29 protein-coding genes are annotated in these 26,890 nt (G+C 40.5%); 14 read left to right on the top strand and 15 right to left on the bottom strand.

Annotated features, from left to right (window positions below):
• Nucleotides 1-25: 25 nt before the first annotated feature.
• Nucleotides 26-274, top strand: coding sequence for a transcriptional regulator SplA domain-containing protein (locus AB5I83_RS03815; RefSeq protein ID WP_167832472.1), 249 nt, complete (start codon nt 26-28; stop codon nt 272-274).
• A 337-nt stretch (nt 275-611) separates the two neighbouring features.
• On the top strand, nt 612-1,643 hold the full coding sequence (locus AB5I83_RS03810) for a class I SAM-dependent methyltransferase (protein ID WP_448972929.1): 1,032 nt from the start codon (nt 612-614) through the stop codon (nt 1,641-1,643).
• Between the two features lie 31 nt (nt 1,644-1,674).
• On the opposite strand, the gene AB5I83_RS03805 is transcribed toward AB5I83_RS03810, so the two are convergent.
• The 3 genes from AB5I83_RS03805 to AB5I83_RS03795 form a co-directional block, all read right to left on the bottom strand.
• Nucleotides 1,675-1,833, bottom strand: a complete 159-nt coding sequence (locus AB5I83_RS03805; protein WP_448972927.1) for a hypothetical protein — start codon at nt 1,831-1,833, stop codon at nt 1,675-1,677.
• 20 nt (nt 1,834-1,853) lie between these two features.
• Nucleotides 1,854-2,057, bottom strand: coding sequence for a YozQ family protein (locus tag AB5I83_RS03800; protein ID WP_167832471.1), 204 nt, complete (start codon nt 2,055-2,057; stop codon nt 1,854-1,856).
• 160 nt (nt 2,058-2,217) lie between these two features.
• Nucleotides 2,218-3,396, bottom strand: a complete 1,179-nt coding sequence (locus AB5I83_RS03795) for an MFS transporter (protein ID WP_448972925.1) — start codon at nt 3,394-3,396, stop codon at nt 2,218-2,220.
• 203 nt (nt 3,397-3,599) lie between these two features.
• On the opposite strand from AB5I83_RS03795, the gene AB5I83_RS03790 reads away from it, so the two are divergent.
• A complete protein-coding gene (locus AB5I83_RS03790; protein WP_102263141.1) occupies nt 3,600-3,770 on the top strand; it encodes a XapX domain-containing protein in 171 nt (56 codons plus the stop codon).
• A 174-nt stretch (nt 3,771-3,944) separates the two neighbouring features.
• On the opposite strand, the gene AB5I83_RS03785 is transcribed toward AB5I83_RS03790, so the two are convergent.
• Together AB5I83_RS03785 and AB5I83_RS03780 are read right to left on the bottom strand one after the other, a co-directional pair.
• The gene (locus tag AB5I83_RS03785) at nt 3,945-4,769 is read right to left on the bottom strand and encodes a formate/nitrite transporter family protein (RefSeq protein ID WP_448973906.1); all 825 of its coding nucleotides are present in this window, start codon (nt 4,767-4,769) and stop codon (nt 3,945-3,947) included.
• A gap of 368 nt (nt 4,770-5,137) precedes the next feature.
• A complete protein-coding gene (locus AB5I83_RS03780) occupies nt 5,138-7,066 on the bottom strand; it encodes an endonuclease MutS2 (protein WP_448972924.1) in 1,929 nt (642 codons plus the stop codon).
• 514 nt (nt 7,067-7,580) lie between these two features.
• Between AB5I83_RS03780 and AB5I83_RS03775 the strand changes: the two genes are divergently transcribed.
• A complete protein-coding gene (locus AB5I83_RS03775; RefSeq protein WP_448973904.1) occupies nt 7,581-8,243 on the top strand; it encodes a Crp/Fnr family transcriptional regulator in 663 nt (220 codons plus the stop codon).
• Between the two features lie 46 nt (nt 8,244-8,289).
• On the opposite strand, the gene AB5I83_RS03770 is transcribed toward AB5I83_RS03775, so the two are convergent.
• Together AB5I83_RS03770 and AB5I83_RS03765 are read right to left on the bottom strand one after the other, a co-directional pair.
• A complete protein-coding gene (locus AB5I83_RS03770; RefSeq protein WP_448973902.1) occupies nt 8,290-8,937 on the bottom strand; it encodes an LrgB family protein in 648 nt (215 codons plus the stop codon).
• A gap of 13 nt (nt 8,938-8,950) precedes the next feature.
• Entirely contained in the window at nt 8,951-9,349 is a 399-nt protein-coding gene (locus tag AB5I83_RS03765; protein WP_448972922.1) for a CidA/LrgA family protein, read from the bottom strand.
• A 189-nt stretch (nt 9,350-9,538) separates the two neighbouring features.
• Between AB5I83_RS03765 and AB5I83_RS03760 the strand changes: the two genes are divergently transcribed.
• Nucleotides 9,539-10,138: an SCO family protein gene (locus AB5I83_RS03760; protein WP_448972920.1), complete on the top strand. Its 600-nt coding sequence runs from the start codon at nt 9,539-9,541 to the stop codon at nt 10,136-10,138.
• A gap of 123 nt (nt 10,139-10,261) precedes the next feature.
• Here AB5I83_RS03760 and AB5I83_RS03755 read toward each other — a convergent pair whose 3' ends face one another.
• On the bottom strand, nt 10,262-10,399 hold the full coding sequence (locus AB5I83_RS03755) for a hypothetical protein (protein ID WP_167832465.1): 138 nt from the start codon (nt 10,397-10,399) through the stop codon (nt 10,262-10,264).
• A gap of 302 nt (nt 10,400-10,701) precedes the next feature.
• Between AB5I83_RS03755 and AB5I83_RS03750 the strand changes: the two genes are divergently transcribed.
• The gene (locus tag AB5I83_RS03750; RefSeq protein ID WP_448972918.1) at nt 10,702-12,321 is read left to right on the top strand and encodes an ABC-F family ATP-binding cassette domain-containing protein; all 1,620 of its coding nucleotides are present in this window, start codon (nt 10,702-10,704) and stop codon (nt 12,319-12,321) included.
• Nucleotides 12,322-12,370: 49 nt separating this feature from the next.
• Here AB5I83_RS03750 and AB5I83_RS03745 read toward each other — a convergent pair whose 3' ends face one another.
• On the bottom strand, nt 12,371-12,505 hold the full coding sequence (locus AB5I83_RS03745; protein ID WP_226085147.1) for a YuzL family protein: 135 nt from the start codon (nt 12,503-12,505) through the stop codon (nt 12,371-12,373).
• A 95-nt stretch (nt 12,506-12,600) separates the two neighbouring features.
• Between AB5I83_RS03745 and AB5I83_RS03740 the strand changes: the two genes are divergently transcribed.
• The 3 genes from AB5I83_RS03740 (at nt 12,601) to modB (ending at nt 14,473) form a co-directional block, all read left to right on the top strand.
• Nucleotides 12,601-12,852 (top strand): YkuS family protein, encoded by a 252-nt coding sequence (locus tag AB5I83_RS03740; RefSeq protein WP_448972916.1) that lies wholly within the window; start codon nt 12,601-12,603, stop codon nt 12,850-12,852.
• A 184-nt stretch (nt 12,853-13,036) separates the two neighbouring features.
• Nucleotides 13,037-13,810: a molybdate ABC transporter substrate-binding protein gene (gene modA / locus AB5I83_RS03735; RefSeq protein WP_448972914.1), complete on the top strand. Its 774-nt coding sequence runs from the start codon at nt 13,037-13,039 to the stop codon at nt 13,808-13,810.
• A 6-nt stretch (nt 13,811-13,816) separates the two neighbouring features.
• On the top strand, nt 13,817-14,473 hold the full coding sequence (gene modB, locus AB5I83_RS03730; protein WP_448972913.1) for a molybdate ABC transporter permease subunit: 657 nt from the start codon (nt 13,817-13,819) through the stop codon (nt 14,471-14,473).
• 142 nt (nt 14,474-14,615) lie between these two features.
• On the opposite strand, the gene AB5I83_RS03725 is transcribed toward modB, so the two are convergent.
• The 4 genes from AB5I83_RS03725 to AB5I83_RS03710 form a co-directional block, all read right to left on the bottom strand.
• Entirely contained in the window at nt 14,616-15,269 is a 654-nt protein-coding gene (locus tag AB5I83_RS03725) for a DUF4352 domain-containing protein (RefSeq protein ID WP_448972911.1), read from the bottom strand.
• A gap of 64 nt (nt 15,270-15,333) precedes the next feature.
• A complete protein-coding gene (locus AB5I83_RS03720; RefSeq protein ID WP_448972909.1) occupies nt 15,334-16,719 on the bottom strand; it encodes an alkaline phosphatase in 1,386 nt (461 codons plus the stop codon).
• Nucleotides 16,720-16,882: 163 nt separating this feature from the next.
• A complete protein-coding gene (locus AB5I83_RS03715) occupies nt 16,883-18,055 on the bottom strand; it encodes a D-alanyl-D-alanine carboxypeptidase family protein (RefSeq protein WP_448972907.1) in 1,173 nt (390 codons plus the stop codon).
• A 270-nt stretch (nt 18,056-18,325) separates the two neighbouring features.
• Nucleotides 18,326-19,519, bottom strand: a complete 1,194-nt coding sequence (locus AB5I83_RS03710) for a DHH family phosphoesterase (RefSeq protein WP_448972906.1) — start codon at nt 19,517-19,519, stop codon at nt 18,326-18,328.
• 142 nt (nt 19,520-19,661) lie between these two features.
• On the opposite strand from AB5I83_RS03710, the gene AB5I83_RS03705 reads away from it, so the two are divergent.
• The 4 genes from AB5I83_RS03705 (at nt 19,662) to AB5I83_RS03690 (ending at nt 24,295) form a co-directional block, all read left to right on the top strand.
• Nucleotides 19,662-20,111, top strand: coding sequence for a hypothetical protein (locus AB5I83_RS03705; RefSeq protein WP_448972904.1), 450 nt, complete (start codon nt 19,662-19,664; stop codon nt 20,109-20,111).
• A gap of 318 nt (nt 20,112-20,429) precedes the next feature.
• Entirely contained in the window at nt 20,430-22,655 is a 2,226-nt protein-coding gene (gene pflB / locus AB5I83_RS03700; protein ID WP_448972903.1) for a formate C-acetyltransferase, read from the top strand.
• A 76-nt stretch (nt 22,656-22,731) separates the two neighbouring features.
• Complete coding sequence (gene pflA, locus AB5I83_RS03695) at nt 22,732-23,472, top strand: pyruvate formate-lyase-activating protein (RefSeq protein WP_448972901.1); 741 nt, start codon at nt 22,732-22,734, stop codon at nt 23,470-23,472.
• A 91-nt stretch (nt 23,473-23,563) separates the two neighbouring features.
• Entirely contained in the window at nt 23,564-24,295 is a 732-nt protein-coding gene (locus AB5I83_RS03690; RefSeq protein ID WP_448972899.1) for an urease accessory protein UreH domain-containing protein, read from the top strand.
• Between the two features lie 23 nt (nt 24,296-24,318).
• On the opposite strand, the gene AB5I83_RS03685 is transcribed toward AB5I83_RS03690, so the two are convergent.
• Nucleotides 24,319-25,902: a cation:proton antiporter gene (locus AB5I83_RS03685; RefSeq protein WP_448972898.1), complete on the bottom strand. Its 1,584-nt coding sequence runs from the start codon at nt 25,900-25,902 to the stop codon at nt 24,319-24,321.
• Nucleotides 25,903-26,080: 178 nt separating this feature from the next.
• On the bottom strand, nt 26,081-26,398 hold the full coding sequence (locus tag AB5I83_RS03680; RefSeq protein ID WP_448972896.1) for a hypothetical protein: 318 nt from the start codon (nt 26,396-26,398) through the stop codon (nt 26,081-26,083).
• 202 nt (nt 26,399-26,600) lie between these two features.
• On the opposite strand from AB5I83_RS03680, the gene AB5I83_RS03675 reads away from it, so the two are divergent.
• Complete coding sequence (locus AB5I83_RS03675; protein ID WP_448972894.1) at nt 26,601-26,888, top strand: hypothetical protein; 288 nt, start codon at nt 26,601-26,603, stop codon at nt 26,886-26,888.
• Nucleotides 26,889-26,890: the final 2 nt, after the last annotated feature.

Here is a 26,890-nt window from a genome sequence, read left to right as displayed (position 1 = left end):
AAACTCTGCGAAAAGGGGTATTCAAATGGATCTAATCGACCCGAAAAACTTGAAGTTTGGTGATGAAGTATTCGTCATTTACCGTAACCCGCATGTACCATCTGTATCAAACATAAAAGCTGGCGAAATTGTCCAGCACCCGAAAGACCCTAATGCGTTCGCTCTATTTTTGAATGAGACCCTCCATGTACTTGAAGATGATGATGCTCTCTTCGCCACACAAGACGCCGCGGAAAAAGCTTATTCTGAAGCAACGGATCATTATCATTCTTAGGTGTTGCTTATATTTTTCAAGGTTTTGACAGCTTTTCACAAGGGTAAAAATAGTTACGCAAGCCAATTCTTTATAGGAGGGATGAAGATGAGGGTGATAAAAGCATCTTCTAGGCTCGTCATTGGCTCTGCACTCGAAGGAGGATTTGTGTATTTAAAGAAAGGCACCCTGACCCCCAAAAAAGTGATACGACGCGGAAAGCTTTAAATGTAAATCCTCTTTCCAAAAAGCACATCCATTAATGGGTGTGCTTTTTTGTAATTTTCAGCTAATATAAAGGGTTTTATTCACCTTGACACGAATTAAGTAAGCAATAAAAGGATTTGGGGTGATGTGTTTGCTTCAATTAGGGATGGAACCTGACATTCAGCCAAATGAAACCCGCTTGCAGCCTTCGTACAGAATGGACCTTAGGAATTTCACCGATAAGGAATACAATAAGTTTGTTAAATTGAATACCGTCAATGATTGGAGTCAGTTGCGCTGGAAAGATACAGGAAGACCATATGAGGTTACTTCCTTTGCGCAGGAAAAAAAGGATTGGGAAGAGCAACATCAACAAACTCTGCCAGCTAACGTATCATGGCAATTGTTCAATAAATCTTTCCACGAATGGTTCGTCAAGGATGTTCCTGCTGAAATGGACATTTCGAAACGAAATTTCATGAAAAGCCTGAGAAATTTCAAACTCGTTGAAACAAAGTCTGCACTAGGTGAAATGATCAGAATACATCTGTGGAATTACGCCCACCGGATTGAGGACGGAATCTGGGACCCAAGGGGCAAACGCGCTTTATTCGAAGGATTGGATTTAATTAAACCAAGAATCCTTTTCCTCGGAGCTGCTGAAGGATATGAGGCAATGCAGCTTAGTGCTATGTATCCTGGCGGCGACATCGTGTTTGTGGATTATGACCCATTCTGTAAGGATACAAGGTTCAAGGATTTTCCTGATACCTACCCATTCCTTGGGAGCAATCCTTCTACAGGAGGAAATAAAGTCTACCATAAAAATGATTTTGAGACTGAGTACATTGTAGAGGATATTCGCAACCTTCCTTTTGGCCATGAATTTGACATCGTCCTCAGTGTCGGGTTGCTTGAGCACTTTCCGGATGCTTTAAAAAGCGAAGTCGTGGATTGGCATAAGAAGTTCCTAAAAACTGGCGGATATATCATCATGACAACACCGAGAGCGCAATTAAAATCCAAGCTGTATTATGAAATAATGGCAGATGTCATGAATCATACTTACCGAGAACTGATGACCGTCGAGCAAATGGGACTCTATTTATACGAAAATGGATTGGAGATCCTGAAACATGGTTATATCAAGGTCCATAACGGGATTGTGGCCCGACCAAGATAAAAACAGGCCCTTTTAAAAGGGCCTGCAATTTTTATAGATCCGATCTCTTGACCGGTTCTTCTTCGTTATTTGTCTGATTGCCAGTACTTGAAGTATAGCCTACTCGATAGACAAAGTCCTTCTTTTGCTTTAATGCATCCGGCATTTTGTATTGATCTCGATTCCCCTGGAACTCACCTTTATTAGACACTTGGACCCCTCACTTCCTGCTTACTGATAACCTCTGTTGTTCAATTCATCTTCGGCACCGGACGAGCGCTCGATTTTCCCGCCGATTTGCCCTTCTACATAGCTGTCGCTAGCCTGCTCATGTGTCATAGCAAGCCCATTCGAAAGTTCGTCATTTTTTTGATAATCCGATGTATCATACATACGGCCTGCAAGTTCGGTATTTTTACCCTTATTCTCTCTCATTAAAAAGTCCCTCCTTTCGTACTCCAATTATTTTTTGATATAAATACTGAAAGCATACTTCAGTTTTTTATACTATTGAAAGAAATAACAAAACCTGCCCTTCCATATTGGAGGGGCAGGGGTTTGGGAATACTTCATGAAAAAAGTGGACTGAAAGATCTTAGTTTGTCGCAATCTGTTTTGAATGACTTCTTTTTTCATCCTTTATTAACCATACTGTCAGCAAAACTCCCATTAAGGTCAGTGCAGCAAAAAATAAATACACTCCATAAATACTGAATTCCTCAAAAACGATGCCGCCGAAGAACGTGAAAAACCAATTGCCTAGACCGTTACCGATTGCAGAGTATATCGTCACTGCTGTAGCCGTAATATGCAGTGGAGTAATATCACGGATATACTGCAAACCTGCAGGAATGAACAATCCAAGTGAAAATCCCTGTATTACAGCTGATGCATAGACAAGGGAAAGTGATGGCTCTGTAAAATAAAAAATCCACCTCACTAATGAAACTATCGCTGCAATCAAGGCGACCTGCAGCAGTCCTATCCTACGAATCCAGCTTCCAGCAACCCTCATGAAGGGAATCTCCGATAACACCGCAATAAGAAAGGCAAGCCCAATTCCTGTATAAGTACCTCCCCTGTCTTCCACAAACAGGCTGAAGTAAAAGTTATTGGCTAAATTCGGGCCAAAAATCATGAATGTTACTCCTAGAAAAATAAGAAACTTCTTCATCTGTATTAATTCCTTCATGCCTGCGAATAGTCCTGTTGGCCGGCCTGTAGGTTCCTTTGGCATTTTCATTGAAATGGCTGCCGATATCAATAAGGTCAGGAAGAAAGCATAGAAAATTACTTGAGGGTTCCACTCGGACAATCGGCCCATCGCAAAAACCGCCAATCCAAAACCAAGTGAACCAAACAAGCGGACATTTCCATAATTGACTCCCATTTTACTTGTGTATTTCAGGGAAATACTATCTGATAAAGGAATGATAGCACTTTGGAACATCGCCAGAGTCGTTGCGATAATCATGAACAACACAAAGCCATCTAAGAAAATATAACCCAGAGCGGCAACCCCTGTTACCAAGGTCGTTAAAGTAAGCAGCGCATTATGTGAATTTTTCATGTCTGCGAGCATTCCCCAGAAAGGCTGGAAGAAAATCATAATTACCGGACCAATCGACAGGATCAAGCCGATCTGATATCCATTCAAGTTTTCAACTTCACTTAAATAAACACTTAATAAAGGAAATAAGCTGCCTATTCCAAAGAAAACAAAAAGATAAAATCCTTGCAAGGTAAAGATATTGTGCTTAACGTGCTTGTCCATTTAAATCCTCCGTACACGAGTTATAGAGTTATATCTTACCACTATTTTACTATAAGAATAGATCATTTCGTTTTATGCAAAATAAAGAATAAATAAAGCGTTTTCATTTTATCTTACTCATGTTAAAATAATGTTGCTAAGTGATCAGACGTCTGTTCACTATATCATTCATTAACCATCTTGCCATAAGAGGCGGTGAAAACATGAAAGAAATCATTTTAAGCTTAGTTGCAGGTTTAATCGTAGGGATTCTTTTTAAATTCCTGAAGCTACCTCTTCCAGCACCTCCAGTTCTAGCAGGAGTGCTCGGAATCGTGGGAGTTTATTTAGGTGGGGTTGTTGGAGAATGGATTTTAAATTCCTTTAAAGGTTGATAGGACCGCTTATGCAAATGGCTCTATCCTTACATCTCATTTAGAAATTGTTTAATACAATAACAGCCTGAATGGAGAGCATTTCGGGTATCAGATGCATCTGCATGAGTAGGTAAGTTTTGAATACAAAAAAAAATCCACGGAAATCCGCGGATTTTTTTGTTCCATACTTTTTTATGCATTTTGACCATACACTGATCGAGCTGCTGTTTGATTCTCCTCGTTTGCAGCCCCTTTGGCATTCAGGTATACATAAAGAGTACCGACAAAGAATCCACCACCTATTATATTTCCCAGTGTTACAGGCACCAGATTATACACGCTGCCGACCAAGCTTATTGTTTCAGGATGCGGCACGAAAAGTGCTACCGAAAAGAGTACCATGTTTGCCACACTGTGCTCGAACCCTGACACCACAAATGCAAACACCAAAAGCATTGTGACTCCTATTTTTGCTCCATCTCCTTTAATATTGAATGGAACCCAAACAGCAAGGCAAACCAGCCAATTACAAAGAATTGCACGAAAGAACAGTTGATATGCAGGTGTGTTCATTTTCATACTCACGGTTTCCATCATATATTGAGATTTTTCCGGGGATATAAAGAGTCCTGATAGCATAATAAGAATTCCAAAGAAGAATGCTCCTAGTAAATTTCCTGAATAACATACAATCCAGTTTTCAATGGTATCCTTCCAAGTCGTTGCCTTCTTCAAAGAACTGATCGTCAACATCATTGTATTGCTTGTGAACAATTCTCCCTCGCCATACAAAATCAAAACCAGCGCCAATCCGAAAAAAATCGAACTTGCGATAGGTGTTGCAGCTGAATGAGCATCAGAAAAATATTCACCCAACCTGTAAGAGACTATAATGCCGAAGCCGATATATACACCAGCTAGCGCCGCACGCAAGAGGTACTTACCCTTTGATTCCAGGAGATATTTTTTCTTTTTTAACGCAGTGGTGATCGCTATTTCCATTGGCTTTTCGCTCATTGTTAAGACTCCTCTATTTGTGAATAAAATCACATTTTTGACTGTTAGATTAATCTTAAACCTCAAATCTGGGTTTGTTAATAGATAACCCCATGAACTGTTTATGTCCATTTTCGAAGCGTTTACATTCGCTTGACTAAGCGTTTTTTTAAAGGACTTGCATATACCTAGATAATTCATAGGGGAAATCCCTCAAGAGATCACTTTGAATTTCGAAAAAGAGAGGGACCCCCACAACCAACCAAAGGATTGATTAAATATATACCCAGAAACGGGCTTAAAACAAAAAGAGGCGACTTTGGAGTTGAATTCATTCAACCTTTTGAGTCAGCCTCTCCTTGCAGAACTAAAACTTGAACTAGATTCTATCAAGAATCTTCTCGTATGATACTTTCTTCAATATGTTTTTTGCCCATCCTATTCAACAGCTTTCGATGTTCTTTAGATTCAAATATAATACTGAAATCATAGTCCTCCGGATAGAGCTCAGAAGCAGGCAGATTCAGTTTGAGCCGTTTATAATTCACTTCGATCTTGCGCTCCCGGATCTGGACTAGATAATTCCCCTTACTGTCCGGGCCCTTGAAAATCACTCCCAATTCCCCTGTACTCAATACATGCACACTATCACCCATCTCAAACACTTTGACTGGCTTCTTCGAGACTTTGGATGACTTCTGTCTTTTGTGCCTGTTTGCTGTGATTTGTTGTTCTCTTTCTTTCAATGCAGCAGGGTCATCCTCAAATAAAGATGTATAATCTTGCTCTGTTTTATAGGTTATATGATGGGCCCGTTCCAGCAACTTTGGATGTATGCCTAATTTCAGCGCAATCGCGAAGGCCTGGCTTTCCCCGCCTTTTCCGATGCGCAGGCGGTACGTAGGCTTAAGTGTTTCCAGATTAAATTCCATTGAACCATTCATGAAATCCTCATGATGATCCGCGAAGTCTTTAATCTCGCTGTAATGAGTTGTGGCAAAAATAGTTGCCCCTTTATTATTCAAGTTCTCAAGGATGGCTGTTGCAAGACCCATTCCTTCTCCAGGGTCGGTCCCTGAGCCCAGTTCATCAAGAAGCACAAGCGTCTTGTCATTGGCTTCCTTCAGGATTTCTATAATATTGACAATCCGTGAACTAAAAGTGCTCAGGTTTTGCTCAATGCTTTGCCCGTCTCCAATATCGACTAGCACTTTATGAAAAATTCCCGCCGCACTCTCCGCCCCTACAGGCAAAAGCAATCCGCTTTGCGCCATTAATATCAGTAGTCCTGCTGTCTTAATTGATACGGTTTTACCACCAGTATTTGGTCCGGTAATGACGAGCGCATGATAATCTGTTCCGATTTCAATATTTAACGGCACCACTTTTTCTCCAAGCAGCGGATGGCGTGCTTCATTAAATACAATGACTGGGTCGTCATGGATTTCAACTTTTTTCGCATCAATAGACCTGCAATATTTCGCTTTTGCAAACAGGCAATCATAATGAACCATTGTCTCTATGGCCATCCGGATTTCCTTCTCTTTTCCCTCTGCCAGACCAGTCAAGTGGAAGAGGACTTTTTCCACTTCTGCCTGTTCTTCTAAAAAGAGCCACTCCATCTGATCCTGGAAATAGCCAATTTCCTCTGGTTCCACAAAAAGAGTTGAACCTGAGGCTGAAGTGTCAAGAACCGAACCTTTTACCTTCCCTCGATATTCCTTTTTTACAGGAACGACATACCTGCCGTTTCTTTGGCTGATGACAGCTTCTTGAAGGTATGGTTTTATTTTTGCAGATTTCAACAGCTGGTTAAGCTTCTCTTTCAAACGTTCTTCCTGGATGCCAATTTGTTTTCGAACTTTCAATAATTCCTTTGATGCATAATCATCAATTCGGCCGTTCCTGATACACCTTTGTATCTCTGCAGCAAGTTCTGGAAGCTCCTCAATCCCATAGACATAAGCAGATACTCTCGGAGCAGCAAACTCCTTATCCTTCATGAAACGGCGGATCTTATTGCAGGTTTCCAGGAAGGAAAGCAGCAGCACCAGTTGTTCTGTCCGAAGCGGGACTCCTTTATTAAATCCTTTAAGAATCGTTTCCATCCCATCAAGACCATGGATTGGTACACTGGAACTAATCTGCAGGATTTCGATTGCTTCATAAACTTCCTCTTGCCACGATTCAATCTGCTTCTGATTCGTCGACGGCTGCATTTCCCGTGTTTTCACACGACCTGATTCTGTCAAGGCAAAGCCAGCTATCTGTTCCTTGATTTTATCGTAACCAAGAACCGTAAAAGTTTGTTCGTTCAATTTAATTTACCTCCTTAGAATATAAAAAAGCCGCTATGGAACAAGTCCACAGCGGCTTAAAAATGCCTAGCAGTCATTACTGCAGGCAAACCTCTCCATAAGAAAAAGCTGTGTACAAGGACACAGCTTATGCTCACGGATATCAAGCATGCTTTACTATGTTCATTGTTCTTAACATTCAATCCAGCGCATAATCAAATAAACCTATCTCAGGCCTATAAAAAATCCGGATTGACCGTATGAAATTAACGGTTAGTTAAGAACGACACCTAACATAAAACATACTCCCTAACAAATAAAATATTTCTTCTACATTAGATTACTTCCTTTACCCTCATTTAGTCAACCACATTTATCCAATTAAAATAAAAAACCACATGTCCTAGATAGATTGTTCACATTTTCTCTATTGACCTCTTGTTTATATTTCATTTTAAATTAGGTATAAACAACGAACGAAAAAGGTGGAGATTGTGTGGCCAGCCAAGAGAATCCAAATAACTTAACTTATGAGATGAGTGAATTAATAAGAGCATCGGAAAGGATCGTCAAGATCAAGAAAGGTACTTTTTTATTCCGCGAGGGGCAGGAAGCCAAGGAAATGTATGTTATTCTGTCCGGCAAGGTACAAATCTCAAAAATGAACGCCGAGGGGAAAGAATTGTATCTAAGATTATGTAAACACAACGATATTGTAGGTGAGCTAACCCTATTTACAGCCGGTCCACGATATTTATTCAATGCACGAGTGGTTGAAGATGGTGAAGCAGCAGCTGTAAATATCGAAAATCTGGAACAAACCTTGTTCAATAACAGCCAGCTCGCTTACCAATTTCTTAAGTGGATGAATGACCATATACGAAAAACGATCACTAAATTCCGCGACCTTGTCTTGAACGGAAAAAAAGGAGCTCTGTTTTCTACACTCATAAGGCTAAGCAATAGTTATGGCACGGAAAAACAGGACGGCATCCACATCAATGTACCAATCACGAACCAGGATTTAGCAAACTACTGCGGAACCGCCAGAGAAAGCGTCAGCCGCATGCTCGGGGAACTCCGAGATCAAGGAATCATCTCCATACACAAAAAAAGAATCATCATTCATAACCTGGACTACTTAAAACAACAAATCGACTGTGAAAATTGTCCGATCGAGTATTGTAATATCGAATGAATACGAAAAAGGAAACCAGTGAAGGTTTCCTTTTTCATACTCTTCTTTACAAGAACACCGGGAGAATAATAGGCAGGAACAAAGAAGTGATTATTGCAGCCATTCCCATTGCTGCTCCTGACACTGCGCCCTGCAGTTCTCCTTCTCTCGCGGCTTCTGCTGTACCAATTCCATGAGCGATGGTACCGATTGCCAACCCTCTAGAAAAAGGGTCGTGAATTTTCATCGAGTTCATAAGAAATGGGCCAATCATTGCCCCGAGCATGCCTGTAATCATGACGAACGCAGCAACCAAAATCGAATCTGCCCCGATGATCCTGGCAACCTCGGAAGCTACAGGTATTGTGATAGACTTGATGGTCAAAGAAACTAGAATTAAATCCGATAAGTTAAGCAAATACGCTATGAACACAGCTGAGAGTATGGTCGAGACGATTCCTGCTATAAGACCGGACAGAGCGGGAACTGCGTAGGCAGAGATAATTTTCCTCTGGCGATATAATGGTACCGCTAGAGCTACAGTAGCCGGCCCAAGAAAATAGGTCATAATCGCACTTGCTGGTTCATATTCCTTATAAGATATATCCAGCAAGAGCAAAACGGTTATGACAATCACCGTGCTCAAGAATACCGGGGAAGTTAAGGGGGAAGGATATTTGCCTGCAGCCTTCCTGGCGAAAAGGTACGCAAGCAGGGTTATGATAATACTAAAGATCGTGAGCAGAGTCTCCAGTTTCCTTCCCCTCCTTCCGCTTTATCAGCAAATTGGAAGTGCCTCCCGCAAACACCATTCCTACAATAGCACTCAACACTAAAATAACCGCAAGTTGGATCCCATTTTGTGCAATCATTCCGCCTAGAGTCATTAATCCAACTGAAACCGGCACAAAAAAGAATGATAGGTGCTTAACAAGAAAATCCGCTGCGCCCTCAAACCATTCAAGCCGGACTACCCTCGTCCATAACAGCAGGAAAAGAAGGATCATACCCAAGACATTGCCTGGAATTCGCAGGTTTAATAATTCAACAATATAAAAACCAGCTTTATTAATCAGGATCAACCCTATGATTTGTAAAGTAAATTTAAGTATTATATCAGCTTTCAAGTTTCAGTCCCCTTTTTATTCCCCTAGACATTGAAAATGTTTTTACAATTCATTATAAATCTCATTTGTTATATTTCAAGAATATTCACTTAACATTTTCTTGAAAAAGACTCATTAAACATAGTTCACACAATGTCCATATGATTTTCCTGTTTTTTTTTATATCTTTATTAGGGGGAGGATTGTGTAATGAAAAAAATTTATCTTATCAGTTCACTTATTGTATTAATTGGTATTACATCAGGAATATCATTCTTTCTTATACGGGATGCCAATGCGCAGATTCCAGAGGACATCACACTCGTAACCATGGATGAAGAGAACTATACTTTTGGAGAAGAAAAAGAAACCATCAAGCTTGTGGAATTCATTTATACCCATTGTCCGGATATCTGCCCAACGACAACCCAAAAGATGAACCTTCTGAGAAAAGACTTAATAAATGAAGGTGTTTACGGTAAGGATGTTCAATTTGTAACTATTACAATTGATCCATATCGAGATACCCCTGAAGTCCTCAGGAAGTATATGGACAATTTCGGACTCGAAAATGACGGAAATTGGATTTTCTTGACTGGTGATCAGGCGGACACATTAGCAGAACAACAGAAAATTAAGCAAGTTGCCGATACATTCCAATTCCAATATCGGGATCCAGGTAACGGCTTCTACGTCCACAGTACATTCACTTATCTGATTGATGAAAACAATAAATTCATAAAGAAATTCCCTATGGGGGAAGATTTCAATAAAGATGAAGTTTTCGAAGAAATAATGGATGAATTATAAAGGATAGACGACAAAAAAAGCGGCAGAAAGCCGCTTTTTTTGTCGTCTAATTACGTTCCTGAGCTTACTTATCATTTTAACTGTAAATCAAGAAAACTATATAATGATAAGCCTGTCTATCTCTTAATGTGAATTCACTGTTGTAGGATGTTTCTCCGTTTTTTTCAGGGAGAAAAATTCTGATTTTGGCTTAGTGAAGCTGACTTTTATCCCTGATTCTTTTAGGCGGTTAACAAAATCAACCAGCTGCTTTTTAGCCATTTTCAAAAACTCCTTTTACCATCATTGTCTAGTTTTATTTTACATGAAAAATATGAAATATGTGTGAAAATGAGCAAAAAAATTGACACCGGCAATCAAAAAAATCATTAATTTCCCAATAGACACTTCTCGGACATTGTGTTAACCCATAACGAACGAACTTAGCAATTACTACTCTCGCCTTTTCCCATTTTGTTCCCTTTAGAAACACCAATACACAAAAAAATGTTTCATACATTCGCTCATAGCATTTAAACATGTTATAATCTTTGGGATATATATTATTGGAGGCTACTAAATAAATGATTACAGTTCAAAATGTAGGCTTGAGATATGGTGACCGCAAGCTGTTTGAAGACGTTAATATTAAATTCACTCCGGGAAATTGCTATGGCCTGATTGGTGCTAATGGCGCCGGCAAATCAACTTTCCTTAAAATTTTATCGGGTGAAATCGAAGCGCAAACAGGCAATGTATCGATGACCCCTGGTGAGCGGATGGCAGTATTGAAGCAGAACCACTTTGAATATGAAGAAGTGGAAGTGTTGAAAGTCGTCATCATGGGACATGCCCGTTTATATGAGGTCATGCAGGAAAAAGACGCGATTTACATGAAGGCTGACTTCACTGATGAAGACGGTATGAAGGCCGCTGAGCTTGAAGGTGAGTTTGCTGAGCTTAATGGTTGGGAAGCAGAATCCGAAGCAGCGATCCTTCTTAAAGGCTTAGGAATTGGCGAGGAACTGCATGATAAGAAAATGGCTGATATCGGCGGCGGAGAAAAAGTGAAAGTCCTTCTTGCTCAGGCACTATTCGGCAAGCCGGATGTTCTCCTTCTTGACGAACCTACCAACCACCTTGATATCGCTGCGATCCAATGGCTGGAAGAATTCTTGATCAATTTCGAGAACACAGTTATTGTCGTATCCCACGACCGTCACTTCTTGAATAAAGTTTGTACCCATATTGCTGACCTGGACTTCGGAAAAATCCAGCTTTATGTGGGGAACTATGATTTCTGGTATGAATCAAGCCAGCTGGCATTGAAAATGCAGTCGGATACAAACCGCAAAAAAGAAGAGAAAATTAAAGAGTTACAAGCGTTCATCGCGCGTTTTAGTGCAAACGCATCTAAATCCAAGCAGGCTACTTCCCGGAAGAAACTGCTTGATAAAATCTCTTTGGATGATATCAAACCATCATCCCGTAAATATCCTTACGTTGCTTTTACCCCAGATCGCGAAATCGGAAACGACCTATTGAGAGTTGATGGAATTTCCAAAACCATTGACGGCGTAAAGGTCTTGGATAATATCAGCTTCATTATGAATAAAGATGACAAGATCGCGCTTGTTGGAAAGAATGAAATCGCGATTACGACATTGTTCAAAATCCTTACTGGGGAAATGGAAGCGGACAGCGGGACTTACAAATGGGGTGTAACGACCTCCCAGGCTTATTTCCCTAAAGACAACTCTGAATTCTTTGAAGGATGCGATTTGACACTGGTGGACTGGCTCCGTCAATTCTCTCCGAAGGATGACAGCGAAAGCTTCCTCCGTGGATTCCTTGGACGTATGCTGTTCTCTGGTGAAGAAGTTCTGAAGAAAGCAAGTGTCCTTTCCGGAGGAGAAAAAGTTCGTTGCATGCTGTCAAAAATGATGCTATCAGGTGCAAACGTCCTTCTTTTGGATGAGCCTACGAACCATCTGGATCTTGAATCCATTACCGCTTTGAACAACGGAATGATTAACTTCAAAGGTTCAATGGTTTTCTCGTCTCATGACCACCAATTCGTCCAGACTGTAGCGAACAGAATCATGGAAATCACTCCATCTGGGTTGGTCGACAAACAGGTGACTTATGACGAATACCTTGAAAATGAAGAGCTTCAGAAGCAAATTGCTGAAATGTATAGCTAAACCCCAAAAACCCTCGGATGGCCTCCGGGGGTTTTTGCTATCTGAAGGATTAGCCTCTTTTCTGCTTCTTTCTTGAGGAATCAGCTGCTCTGCTACCTGTCTCGCTTGCCGTCGTTCCCTGCCCTTCCACCTGGCTTGAATTCAGCCCGATTGTTGATGGATCCTTTTTTCGCTTATTTGACATGCCCTGCACCTCCTTTGTCTGCATTTATATTGTGAAGCTCAGAGAATAATTTATTCTTGCCGCGGACAACTTATATGAGTGAGGAGGTGTTATTGATGGCAAGAGTAGGTGTAGAACAATCTCTTACAAACATTTCAGAAGCGTTGCGTGAAAGAGGACATGATGTCGTCGAATTGCGCTCAGAAGCTGATTCTCAAGGCTGTGACTGCTGTGTTGTAACAGGTATAGACTCAAACGTCATGGGGATGCAGGATGTTTCAACACAAGGATCAGTCATTGAGGCAAACGGGCTTTCCGCAGAAGAGGTTTGCAGGCAAATAGATCAAAAAACTGGACAGAGTCGTTAATCGTTGCAAAACTGCCAATCTTCTGGCAGTTTTTTCTTTTCCCCTATAATCTTTTCTCCTCCCTTTTATCATGATATTTTCACCAACTTGTGATATTTTCTCTATGTAGGATCCATCTAATTTCGATATAATCAGTTATATCTATTGTATATGTTTAAAAAGGACGTTTGAAAGGATGTAAGGATTGAAAAAAATACATATTATTCTTTTCACCGCCCTAGCTCTCTTCATTTCGGGCTGTGCAGGTGACCGTGCAACAAACCAAACGGAATTGACCGTCTCTGCCGCTGCAAGCCTCCGTGAAGTAATGGAAGAGACGGGGCAACTGTATATGAAACAAAATCCAGGAATTAAAATAGTGTATAATTTTGGCGGATCAGGTTCCCTCGCGCAACAAATCTCCCAGGGTGCTCCTGTAGATTTGTTTATCTCCGCAGCTGAGGATAAATTTGATAACTTATATTCCAAAAAGCTTTTACATCAAGAACATAGCGTAAGGCTTCTTAGAAACGAACTTGTATTGATCACGCAAAAAGATAGCAAAGACATCATGTCAGCAGAATCTTTAACGAACGACAACATTGAGAGGATTGCTATTGGCACTCCTGAATCTGTGCCTGCTGGCATGTATGGGAAACAAGCATTGCTTTCATTGCAATTATGGGATGAACTTGAGGAAAAAATCATTCCTGCTAAGGATGTTCGCCAGGTTCTTTCCTATGTTGAAACAGGCAATGTCGATGCTGGGTTTGTTTATAAAACAGACGCACTGATTTCCGATAAAATAAGAATGATCCCTTTGAATGGGAAAGTACTTCACGACCCTATTGTATATCCGGTTGGGGTAGTAGCTGGAACTGAGCACCTGAGTGAGTCTATTGATTTTTTCGATTTCCTAAAAGGTCAACAAGCAATGAAAGTTTTCAAAAAATATGGCTTTAAAGCAGCATTGGAATGATTTTTTATGAGCAGTGATTTCTGGAGTCCGGTTAAACTTTCCCTTGAGATTGCTTCTGTGTCGGTAGTGATTGTGTTTTTATTCGGTATATTTGCTGCAAGGTTTATGGCAAGGAGGCGTTTCATTGGTAAAACAGCTGTAGAGACGCTGTTAACATTGCCTTTAGTACTTCCTCCCACTGTAGTGGGATTTCTGTTGATTGTTATCTTCGGCATTAATAGTCCAATAGGAAGACTAATTGAACATGTTTTCGGCAGTCCCCTTATTTTTAGCTGGTGGGCAGCTGTTATTGCCGCATCTGTCGTTGCCTTTCCCTTGATGTATCAATCAGCCAAGACTGGTTTTCTGTCAATAGATCCTGGCGCGGAGGAAGCTGCAAGAGTAGATGGAGCAAATGAGTGGAAGGTTTTTTTATATGTTACTCTCCCCCTTTCAGCAAAAACATTAATCACCGGACTTATTTTAAGTTTCGCCAGAGCCCTCGGGGAATTTGGGGCAACCCTTATGTTTGCCGGCAATTTGCCTGGAAAGACCCAGACCGCCCCAACTGCAATCTATGTGGCACTTGAGTCAGGCAACATGCAGTCGGCCTGGCTATGGGTCATTGCCATGGTGGGAATATCATTCATCATGCTTCTTTCTACTTCATTATTAAAACAATAGCTGCAGATAGCTTTCCCAACATTTCACGTGTATTAAAAAAGCCATGATTCCTCATGGCTTTCTGCATTCTATTAGACTATTGAATGAACTTAGCTTCAAGATATGAATCCAAGCCGAGACCTTTTTAAAAACGATCAATCTTTTATTCAAGGTTTACAACGAGATTGATCGGTTCCCCGATTTTCTCTTTATCCTTATCAACCAGGTCTCCTGAGAGAATTTCCACTTTATCAAGGTTCTCAAGCTCTTCCACGATAAATCCAAGATTCCCTTGCTTCTTTTGTCGTGCTAAAATTTCACCATGTAGTTCCTCAAGGTAAAAATCATCTTCCCATGTCTTATGAATTGTATCATTGATATTCACCATTGCCACCGGCCCAAAGTGATAACTTTCGGCGGAATTATTCTTTACTTCTACGCCAATTTTAACAAAATCAAATTCTTCATCATGGGTATATGGATGGTAGAAATCAATCAGACTGTAATCAGGAATAAAGTGCAGCAACTTTACCTCTTTGACTGTATATTCTATTCCGTCCAGTTTAAAGGTTTTATTGACTTTTTTTACTGACTTAAGGGTTAATTCACCTTTTTCGTCTGTAATAGAATCGCCTGCTTTTTCAAGATTCCTGTCATCCGTCACTTGCGGATTAGGTACATAAACATCTGTATTTTTATTAGTTGGTTTATCCACGACGATTTCAGCAATTTTACTCTCCTTGTTTGACTCGGCCTCGGCAAATGAACAGCCTGTCAGCATTGAAACAGCCATCATTATTTGCAGGTATTTTTTCATTTTAGAACTCCCTTTTTAGAAAACTTCCCGCAGATCCAAGGGTTCTGCGGGAGTGGTTAATCCATTATTTCCTCTTGCCATTTGCTAGAATGTCAAAAATGTTTTTCGCATTGTCAGTATTGTCAATTTGTCCATAGAATCGCTCTTTACCAGGACCGAATGCATATACAGGGACGTCTTCACCAGTGTGCCCGCCAGTTGTCCAGCCAGTATTTGACCGTGTATCAAAAATCTTTTCAATAGCATTGTCAATGTCCGCTTTTTTACCTGAAGCAGCATCTTTAACAGATTGAATTTCTTCAGCTGTCAATGCAGGCAGATCTTGAGATTCAAAATCGATATATTTCTTTAATGTTTCCTCTACACTAGCGCCGTTTGCAATTTCAGAAGCCATGAAATCAGGAGTGCGTTTTGCAGCCTTGATCGGTGCACCGAACCAGTTGTAGATGCCGTTAGCGCCAATTGAGTATCCGCCAGTTGAGTGGTCCGCAGTCGCAACTACTAACGTATGTTTGTCCTTCTTTGCGAATTCGATAGCTGCTTTGTAAGCTTTCTCGAAATCTTCCATTTCACTCATGGCAGCGACAATATCATTGTCATGACCCGCCCAGTCAACCTGGCTGCCTTCTACCATCAGGAAGAAGCCATCCTTGTCTTTGTTCAAACGCTGAATTGCTGATTTCGTCATTTCCTCAAGAGATGGAGTTTCTTCACTGCGATCGATCATCTTGTCCATACCGCCAGGTGCAAAAAGTCCAAGTACCTTTTCGTTTGTGTTATTGAGTAAGTCCTGCTTGTTCGTTACATAGCTATAACCATCTTTCTGGAAATCTACTGCAAGATTTCTGTCTGCACGTTCAAAGTTGCTTAGCCCCCCGCCCAGCATGACATCGATTTTGTGCTCACCATTTACCAATTCATCAAAGTAATCATCAGCAATGCCATTCATGTTCTTGCGGGTTTTATCGTGCGCCCCAAAAGATGCAGGAGTTGCATGTGTAATCTCGGAAGTCGCTACAAGACCTGTTGCCTTTCCATTTTCTTTGGCAGCTTCAAGAACGGTCTTTACTTCAGAGCCGTCATTGTCAACCGCAATTGCATTGTTATATGTTTTGATTCCTGCAGACATTGCTGTTGCTGCGGAAGCGGAATCAGTTACATTTTGTTCAGGATCTTCTGGATAAGTCATTTGATTGCCAACAAGATATTTATCAAATTCAGTTTTTTCAGCTTCAGGTGTATTCGGGTTATCCTTTAAGTAGCGGTATGCAGAAGTATATGAAACTCCCATTCCGTCACCGACTAGGAAAATGACATTTTTAATCTCTGCAGAATGATCTTTTTTATCATTTTTAGCCTCAGCGTTGAACGCTCCCACTATACTGCCGAACGCTACAGTTGATAGAACAGCGAGCGGAAGAATCTTCTTTTTAAAGTTAGCTTTAATCATTTTAAGACCTCCAGATAAGTTATTTACTACGCTCTCTACTATAATGGGACTCTATTAATCTCTTATTAACACACTGTAAAAATACTTTAATTCCTTGTAAAGCCTCTTTACAATCATATATTTTACTTTTCAGGGACCAGGCCGAAAAAAAAAGCAGGCTTAATCACCTGCTTCTAAGTCTTCTGTTCTTTTTTTGTTTACGGTTGATTGCCCACACCCCAGCTGCAGCCACAAATACCAATGCTCCCAATATAGTATTGACAGAAAGCAATCCACTTTGATCAGGCTTTGGCGGGTCCTCCTTCTTTACCTCAGGTTTTTTTTCAATCAAAGGTTTAAGTTCAATGGATTGGATGATATCCCCATCCTTATCCTCAATCTTAAGATTCCCTTCTTTGTCAACCACTCGCTTGCCATTTTCAATTGGTTCAGTCAAAAGGAGGTCCTCACTACCTTTGAATTTAAGTTTTCCACTTACGAAGGTTTCCCCTGACTTAATTTGAGAGGATTTAAAACTAGCGAAACCATAGTCGAATAGCTTGACAGTATCTTCATAAATTTTTCGTTTGTAATCCGATTTCAGCAATATGGCCGTCAATTTCAACATGCCGTTATCAGCCGTGGTGGCAAGGGTTTGCTTTGATTGATCCACAAAACCTGTCTTCCCACCAGTGACAGCATCATAAGGTATTTCACCTTTAAGCATGCGATGATGGGAAAGGATTGTTGTATCCCATGATTCTCCATCCCATTCCAGTTCTTTAGTGCCGAATATTTCTCTAAAATCTGAATTATTCATGGCATAGTTTAAGATCGTCCCGAGGTCTTTGGCTGTTGTATAATGATTCTCATCGAATAAACCATGCGGATTCACAAAATGGGTGTCTTCTACACCCGTATTGGTCTCTAGAAACTCATTTATGTTCTTTGAGTACCTATCCAATGAACCGTCCAAATGCATCGCGATCGCCAATGCAGCATCATTTCCTGAATTTATGAGCATACCTTGAACCAGTTTCCTTAATGGTACTTGTTCTCCTGGATTGAGATACACCCTTGTTCCATCGATATTCTCAATCTCCTTACTAACAACGACTAACTCATCAAGATCACCTGTTTCAATTGCATATATGGCCGTAGCAATCTTTGTCAGACTCGCAGGGTACATTCTTGCTTCTTCATTTTTCCCAAATAAAATCGCACCAGATTGAGTGTCCATTAAAACAGCAGCTTCAGAAGTCAAATCAGGAGCATCTTCGCCTTCTGCTGCTACTAAATCTACAGAAGTATACATGATAATTAACAACAACATAAATAGACCAAAAGCGTTCTTCATCCTACCACATCCAGTGTCCAATTCTCTTCACCTATTTTAACAGAATCCTGTCGAAAGATGTCTACTGTTATTGTTTTTTAATCAAACTGGAATAATCTGAAAAAAATGTAAACTTCAAACGAATCTTTTTAAGTTGATTCATAATAAGCACAAAATCCAAACTATTTCCATCCAGCTTTTCACAAAAACAGGCCACCAATAAATTTCATTGGTGACCCACATTCAAATAACTCCTTACAATTTACAATGATTTTGATAACCTAGCCCGCTTCAATTCCTTCCATTAAAAACGATATTTTCCAAATAGGAAATATAAACTTCATCCCTTGCTAGAGCTGCGCCGTACTCTCTTTTCAAAAAGCGGTCAGCTGATTCAAAACTGTCGAAAGGCCCATGCCGCTCTTTACTTTCTAACTGAACAAAATGACTGGTTCCATCGGTATAAATCAAGAACAATTCCCGGTCACGATTTTCATACAGGCAGCCCTTTTTCGAATTCTTTAAGTTATAAGTATTTCTAAATGCATCCTGCTTGATCGGATCCAACGGAAAAGCTTGTTCAATATAGCGGTTATAGGCTTCCTTATTCATTGAACAACCAGAAGCTTTGGCATGTCCACCCCCGCCAAATTCTCCTGCCACAGCCGAAACATCTACATCATCATGGACCGTTCTAAAGCTTATTTTCTTACCACCCAAATTCAAAATTGCGATATAATCCAAATGTGGATATTCCTTTCCAAGCTCGTTCCCTAATTCTGAGTGATAGGATTCTGCGTGCACAACTCCGCCATATAAGCCATCTGATTCGATTTGGATGATTTCCCGTTTTTTCCTCCTTATATATCGTTCGATTTTATCTTCTTCCATCTCCAGAAGTTTCTTTTCAAAGTCATCGTAATCAAATGTATCTCCAGATATTAGACGAGGGATCATCCGTTCTTCAAATTCTTCGATCGATACCATAAAAAACAGGTCGTTCAAATTCTTAGCTTTAAAGTTCTTCAGAATATCCCAGTCCCAGGTATCATATTGTCTGACAAGCTCAACAAACTCATCAAGCACTCCATTTTTGAGCAAATGGTTTTCTTGAACTAAGTAGTCATATACAAGTGATGCCGCACTCGTCAGTTTCCCGGATTCATCCTCTACTTTTACGTTCCCCCAGCTATATTCATTGAAATGCAATGCCGTTTTATGATGGTCAATCAGTTTTGCCTTTCCCCCATCACTGACGAACTGATTTATTTTTTCAGTCACATCATGGTTGACAGATAAATCGGTTATGTACAAGTGGTCTTCCTTTTTCATGCGGTCATTCATTCTCTCAAAATATTTCTCCACCTGAAAATTAAGCCCTGAAACAGAGTTATAACGAATATCAGCCTTTTCACCGAATGCAAGCCTGAAAAGGATTCCGCAGGCTACTCCATCTAAATCATTATGCGTAAATAAACGGTACATACTTTCCTCCTTAGTTTGTATCTAATCTATAGTTTGTTGTTGCCCTGTTAATCTATACAATCGATATTCAAAAAAAAATTAGACAAGTTCAGCAAGGGGACGAGCATAGATATTTAAAGAGGATAATAAGGAGGTGAAAACAATGCATTTCTTTGTGTTTAAAAGGAGAACATTATACTTTATTGCACTAATCGCTTTTATTGCCATCATCGGATCTATTTGGTTGAGCTTGAAGCCGGATGCCACCCCGGCAATAGGCGGGCAGAATGAGCAGATCCGGGAAATCCACTTGGTGACCGGTGAGTTTAAATCATCCACCGATGATGGTAAAGAAATCGAGGCATACCGATGGGACCCTGGTACAATTTTCATCGAGAAAGATGAAAAGGTTTCTTTGAAAATACTGGGAGTCAACGGAAAGGAACACCCCTTCATTATTGAAGGAACTGATATTAAAGGTGTAGTAAAAAAAGGGAAAGAAACAGTAGTGCCCTTACAATTTGATAAAGAAGGAACGTACAGGCTGATCTGCCTCACACACCCTTCAGCAGAACATAATGGGCCAATGATCGCCTATATTGTCGTCGATTAAGCTTTGTGAAGAACAGGATATTTCATCCTGTTTTTTCTTTTGCCGGAAATGACACAAAACATACATAACACTATAAACATAGTGCGAAATTTCCTGATAGAATTAAATATATAAAGGTATTCTTATATAACAGATCTCAAATTATTTAATCCAATTATAATACAGATTTTTATCCCACCTGATTTATTTAACCGAAATACAGATAAATCATGCATTGTTCATATTTTCACAAATATGTCACACTCAAACTGTTATATCCGTAGTATGATAAAAGTGTGGTAACTGTTATATAAACATCTATTTTAGAGGTGAACTCAAATGGAACAATGGAAAGGCTTTAAAAATGGTGCTTGGCAGGAAGAAATCAATGTTCGTGACTTTATCCTAAGGAACTTCTCTGAATATACTGGTGATTCAGGCTTCCTTGAAAGGGCAACTGAAGAAACACTTCAATTATGGCAGCAAGTAATGGAATTAACAAAGCAGGAACGTGACAATGGCGGTGTCCTTGATATGGATACCAAGGTAGTATCCACGATCACCTCCCATGGACCAGGATATCTTGATAAGGCAAAAGAAAAGGTTGTAGGCTTCCAGACAGATCAGCCTTTCAAGCGCTCTATGCAGCCATTCGGCGGCATTCGCATGGCTAAGGCTGCTTGTGAAGCATATGGTTTTGAATTGGATAAAGAAGTCGAGAAAATCTTTACCGACTTCCGTAAAACCCATAACCAGGGCGTATTCGATGTTTATACAAAGGAAATGCTTCAGGCTCGTAAAGCCGGAATCATTACTGGCTTGCCAGATGCTTATGGCCGCGGCCGCATCATTGGTGACTATCGTCGTGTAGCTCTTTATGGTGTTGACTTTTTGATGGAGCAAAAGAAGAAAGACCATGGAATGACCAGCAATGTCATGACCGAGGACACCATGCGCCTGAGAGAGGAAATTTCTGAGCAATACCGTTCATTGAATGAATTGAAGCAGCTTGCAGAGAGCTATGGTTACGATATTTCCAAGCCAGCATCTAATGCAACGGAAGCTTTCCAATGGGTATATTTCGCATACCTTGCAGCAATCAAAGAACAGAATGGCGCAGCAATGAGCCTCGGGCGCGTGGCAACATTCCTTGACATCTATATCGAACGCGACCTTCAAAATGGCACACTTACTGAAAAAGAAGCACAGGAAATCGTTGACCACTTTGTCATGAAACTTCGCCTGGTGAAATTCGCACGTACACCTGATTACAATGAATTATTCAGCGGTGACCCTACCTGGGTAACTGAATCAATCGGCGGTATGGCACATAACGGGCAATCACTTGTTACGAAGAACTCTTTCCGTTTCCTTCATACACTTGATAATCTCGGCCCTGCACCAGAACCAAACTTGACAGTGCTATGGTCACCTGCCCTGCCTGAGAATTTCAAGAAGTATTGTGCTGAGATGTCCATCAAAACGAGTTCGATCCAGTATGAAAATGACGATTTGATGCGCTGTGAATATGGCGACGACTACGGTATTGCATGCTGCGTGTCAGCGATGGAAATCGGAAAGCAGATGCAATTCTTCGGAGCACGCGCAAACCTGGCAAAAGCATTGCTATATGCAATTAATGGCGGTGTTGACGAAAAGCTTAAGGTTCAAGTGGCTCCAGCGTTTAGCCCGATCACTTCCGATGTGCTCGACTACAAAGAAGTCATGGAAAAATTCGATAATGTAATGGAATGGCTTGCTGGCCTTTACATCAATACGCTTAATGTCATTCACTATATGCATGATAAATACAGCTATGAAAGAATCGAAATGGCATTGCATGACACTGAAGTCCTTCGCACGATGGCTACAGGTATTGCTGGTTTAAGCGTAGTTGCAGATTCATTGAGCGCAATCAAGAATGCGAAGGTAAAAGTAATCCGTGACGAAAACGGCATTGCCGTTGATTTTGAAACTGAAGGCGACTTCCCTAAGTATGGAAACAATGATGATCGTGTTGACAGCATCGCGGTTGAACTAGTGAAAAACTTCATGACAAAACTGCGCAAGCATCCAACATATCGCAATTCTGTGCATACAATGTCAATCTTAACGATTACTTCAAACGTCGTATATGGCAAAAAGACTGGCAATACACCAGATGGACGCCGCGCTGGCGAACCATTCGCTCCAGGTGCTAACCCAATGCACGGCCGTGATACTAAAGGAACCCTTGCCTCCCTATCATCTGTAGCAAAACTGCCATACAGCTATGCAATGGACGGCATTTCAAATACATTCTCCATCGTCCCAAAGGCGCTTGGAAAAGATGAAGACAGCCGGACAAATAACCTTGTATCCATCCTTGATGGCTATGCGATCAAAGAAGGACATCACTTAAACGTCAATGTCTTCAACAGAGAAACTCTGTTGAACGCTATGGAGCACCCTGAAGAGTATCCACAGCTGACAATCCGCGTTTCTGGATACGCAGTTAACTTCATCAAGCTTACACGTGAGCAGCAGCTAGATGTCATTAACCGGACATTCCATGAAACAATGTAAATAAATTTTGTGTACAGAAACAGGAGTTCTCTTCCCTGTGAGGGAAACTCCTGTTTTAAAGAAAGGAGAAATCATCATGATCGGAAACATTCATTCAATTGAAACCTTTGGAACCGTAGACGGACCTGGGATTCGCTATGTCATCTTTACACAGGGGTGCCTCCTGCGCTGTCAATTTTGCCATAACGCAGACACCTGGGAAATTGGCACGGGCAAACAGATGTCTGTTTCCGAGATCATCGATGATTTAAAAGCCTACCTGCCTTTCATTGAAGCATCAGGGGGCGGCATCACAGTTAGCGGTGGTGAACCGCTATTACAGATTCCGTTCATCACGGAACTCTTCAAGGAGTGCAAAAAGCTCGGAGTACACACTACCATTGATTCTTCTGGTGGTTGTTACTCAACTGCTCCCCTTTTTCAGGAGCAGCTGGCAGAGCTTTTAAATTATACTGACCTGATCCTATTAGATTTAAAACATATCAATCGAAAAAAACATATCAAACTGACAGGTATGGCAAATGATCATATATTGGATTTTGCTCGCTTTTTATCTGATCATCAAGTACCTATCTGGATCCGTCATGTCCTTGTCCCAGGCATCACCAATGAGATAGAGGACCTCTCCAAATTAGGTGAGTTTATTGGCACACTGGAAAATGTTCAGAAACTTGAAGTTTTGCCATATCATAAGCTTGGTGTTTATAAATGGGAAGCATTAGGCCTCGAGTATCCACTTAAAGATGTCGAACCTCCATCAGAAGATGAAGCGGAGAATGCATATAAACTATTGACGGCCCATATATCTGTTCATTAACAGCAGGATTTGTCCCTGCTGTTTTTTTCTGCATACTATTTTGATATTTTTTTAGTATCATAGAGCTAATTGGTTATAGTGGAGGAGTTTTATGTATCAATTGTTTTCTGAAATCAGCAGCTGGTTGAGCAGCCCTTTTTTTACACTTGTGAATCAGACGGAACAAATCCCCATATTGGCTAGCTTCCTGTTAGGGCTTGTCGGCGCACTTGCCCCATGCCAGCTGACAGGAAATATTGGTGCTATTACCTACTATGGCAATAGGAGCCTGCAATCAAAAAGCCAGTGGGTCGAGATTTTCTTTTTCCTGCTTGGTAAAATTTTGGTCTTTACACTTCTGGGCCTTGCAGTCTGGCTGGTTGGACAGAGCTTCCAGCAAGTTTTGCCAGAATTTTTCACCTGGTTCCGTAAATTGATGGGTCCCCTTTTCATCCTGATTGGCCTGTCATTACTTGGACTTTTCGCATTTAATTGGATGAACACCTTGACTTCAGTTCTGCCACAGTGGAAAGGAAGCGGAAAAACAGGCTCGTTTTTAATGGGGGTAAGCTTTTCCATCGCATTCTGCCCTACAATGTTTTCCTTATTCTTCTTTACTCTGATGCCGATCGTCCTGAATACAACATACGGAGCTGTGCTTCCATCCGTATTTGCTATTGGCACTTCCATCCCGCTGATCATCTTTGCGGCAATCATATCCTACATCGGCCTGAACGGAGCATTGATGAAGAAAGGCCGCAAATTCGGCATGGCCGTACAAAAGACAACCGGGTTCATTTTGATCTTTGTAGGCACCTTGGATACCATTACTTACTGGGGTTAGAAAAAAAGAAGGCCGACAGCTTGTCAGCCTTCTTTGTCATGGGAAAGTTCCACTATAGATTCCGTTAGTTTCCTGCGTTCTGTTTCAGCTGTTTCTGAAGATATGATTTCTTCTTTTGATAGCTTATCAACTGCTTCGTGCTCAGCGTAAAATATAACCTTCCGTAAAGTCTCATATTGCATTTCCTTTAATTCGGGTTTCCTGCGGTATAATTCATCCAATTCAGCAATTGTTATTTCCATTTTTTGCTGATACTTACTTACATATTCATCTGTGACCGTTTTTGTAAGATAGAACTTCCCTTTTGCATCATTTATTTCTTTGAGTGCACTTTCATACCTATGGAGTTGTGAAAGAAGCAATTCATATTCCCCATATTCCTCCTCTTTTTTGTTTATTCCCAAAAAGGAAATAAGAGGCTTGATCGTTAAGCCCTGTACTACAAGCGAAAACAGAACGACACTGAAAGCCAATATCAAGAGATCTTCCCTGCCATCAAAATTTCTTGGAAGACTCAATACAAGTGCAATGGAGAGTGAGCCCTTCAGTCCTCCCCAGTTCAAGATATGCTTCCACCTTACACTGAAATCCTTAATGAATGACATGCTTGTATAAACTGCCGCACTACGGGCAACAAGGACAACGAAAATGGCTAAGACGATCATACCCCATTTCTCAGTCATATCAATTCTTGTAATTTCGAGCCCAATCATTAAAAAGACAATTGAGTTGGCCAACAATGCTGCAACATCCCAAAAATTATTAATGTTCAATTTTGTTGTCGGGCTCATTCCTATTTTCGAGCCAAAATTCCCAAAGATAAGGGCTGCGACAACAACAGCAATAACACCGGAAGCGTGCAAGCTTTCAGCTATCAGGAAGGAGCCATAAAACAAGAGAATACTAAAAATGATTTCCAAAGGATAATCATCAAAATACTTGGTTAAAACAGAAAATCCATATCCTAAAGCTCCTCCTACAATCACGCCAAGAGAAATGACCCTTATGAAATCCCATAACCCCATGCCAAGACCTGACCATCCTGCATCCAGGTAAGATATCAAAGAAAAGGCAGAAATTTTGAAAAGGACTACTGCCAGTCCATCATTGAACAAGCTTTCCCCTTCAATTACCACTGAAAGCCTCTTTTTAACCCCTACACTTTTAAAAATGGATAATACACTGACGGGATCAGTTGCACTCATCAATGCTCCAAAAACAAAAGCAGCTGGAAGTGATAGACCTAAAAAGAAGTGGGCTGTGAACCCTATGATCAGGAATGACAATAAAGTTCCTCCAAATGCCAGAGCCAGTATCGGTTTCTTATTTTCCTTTAAATGTGAAAATGGAAGCTTTAAGGCTGCTTCCCCGAGAAGAGCGGGGAGAAAGAGAGTAATGATGACAAAATTAAATATTTCCCCTTCGGTAATGAACATTTTTAGAGGCTCAAGCAATGGAATATTAAGCAAACCTATTAATGCGCCGACTATCACAAGTGCTATGGGATAGGGCTGTCTTACCTTCTTGGCTATTGCAGTAATCCCGGCAGCAATCAATACTAAAAAGAATCCAGTTTCAAAAATATGATGTAAATTAACTTCTTCCAATTATTCCACTCCAATCCCTTTACGAATTCATGCTTTTCCCTATTCTAAAAAACGTTTTGGTTTTACCATGCTTTTTTCAAGAAAAAACAAAACTAGTTCATCCAATTCTTTTTTCCTCTTTGCCATTATTGACATATTTAAAGCGAAATATAAAAAAGCCATGAAATAGTCCATGGCTTTATGCTATATTCATATTTTCCTTATAACCTGGTTCACAGTTGATGCACACTGCTTCGTCGTAATCATCGGTGTTGACATCTTCCGGGTTATATTCGACAGCACATAATGAGCATTCTACCATTTCTTCCTCTACGTATTCTGCTGCTTCTGGAATTCCATCATTGACCTGGAGTTCTCCCACCCAAACCCCACTTATGGTAGACATTTCGTTTTCTATATATTCATTTGCTGCTTCTTCGGTTTCCCATACTCCGTGATCCCAGAGCATCTCATCAGCATCTCCTGAATTGACCATTAATCCATATACTTTTTTCATAATCGCTACCCCTTTCGAATAGGCGCTGTTTTTATTGAAGATTTGTTCTATATACTTAACCTCTTTTCTCCCATTTAAAACCCGCCCAATATTTACAATGTCTGGGAAACGAAACTTTTCATTTCCTTTAATCGTATATTGATAATAGGCCATTGTTCAAATATACTTGATTAATGAGTCAAAAAATGAAAGAGGTGATGGCATGCTACTTGAATTATATGCACAATCCGTGGATGCAACAGCGGTTTATAGTGTTTATTTGACCTTGTTAATAAGCATGTCGATGTCCGCACTGTGGATGTTCAGTAACCCTTCATTTATAGACTCGTATATTTTACAAATCAAATTGAAGTCATCTGATTATGATGCAGCTTTTAAAAACAAAGCTGACCTCATCACAAGATTTCAACTGCGAATCCTTAAACGAATAAGAATAAAGATTGATCCCGGTGATGAAGACAGCCATTTTTCTCCTTTAGTGAATGACTAAGC

This window comes from Mesobacillus sp. LC4 (assembly GCF_053543455.1).
Note: the sequence above shows the minus strand (reverse complement) of the source record. Positions and strands in the feature narration are given on the sequence as shown.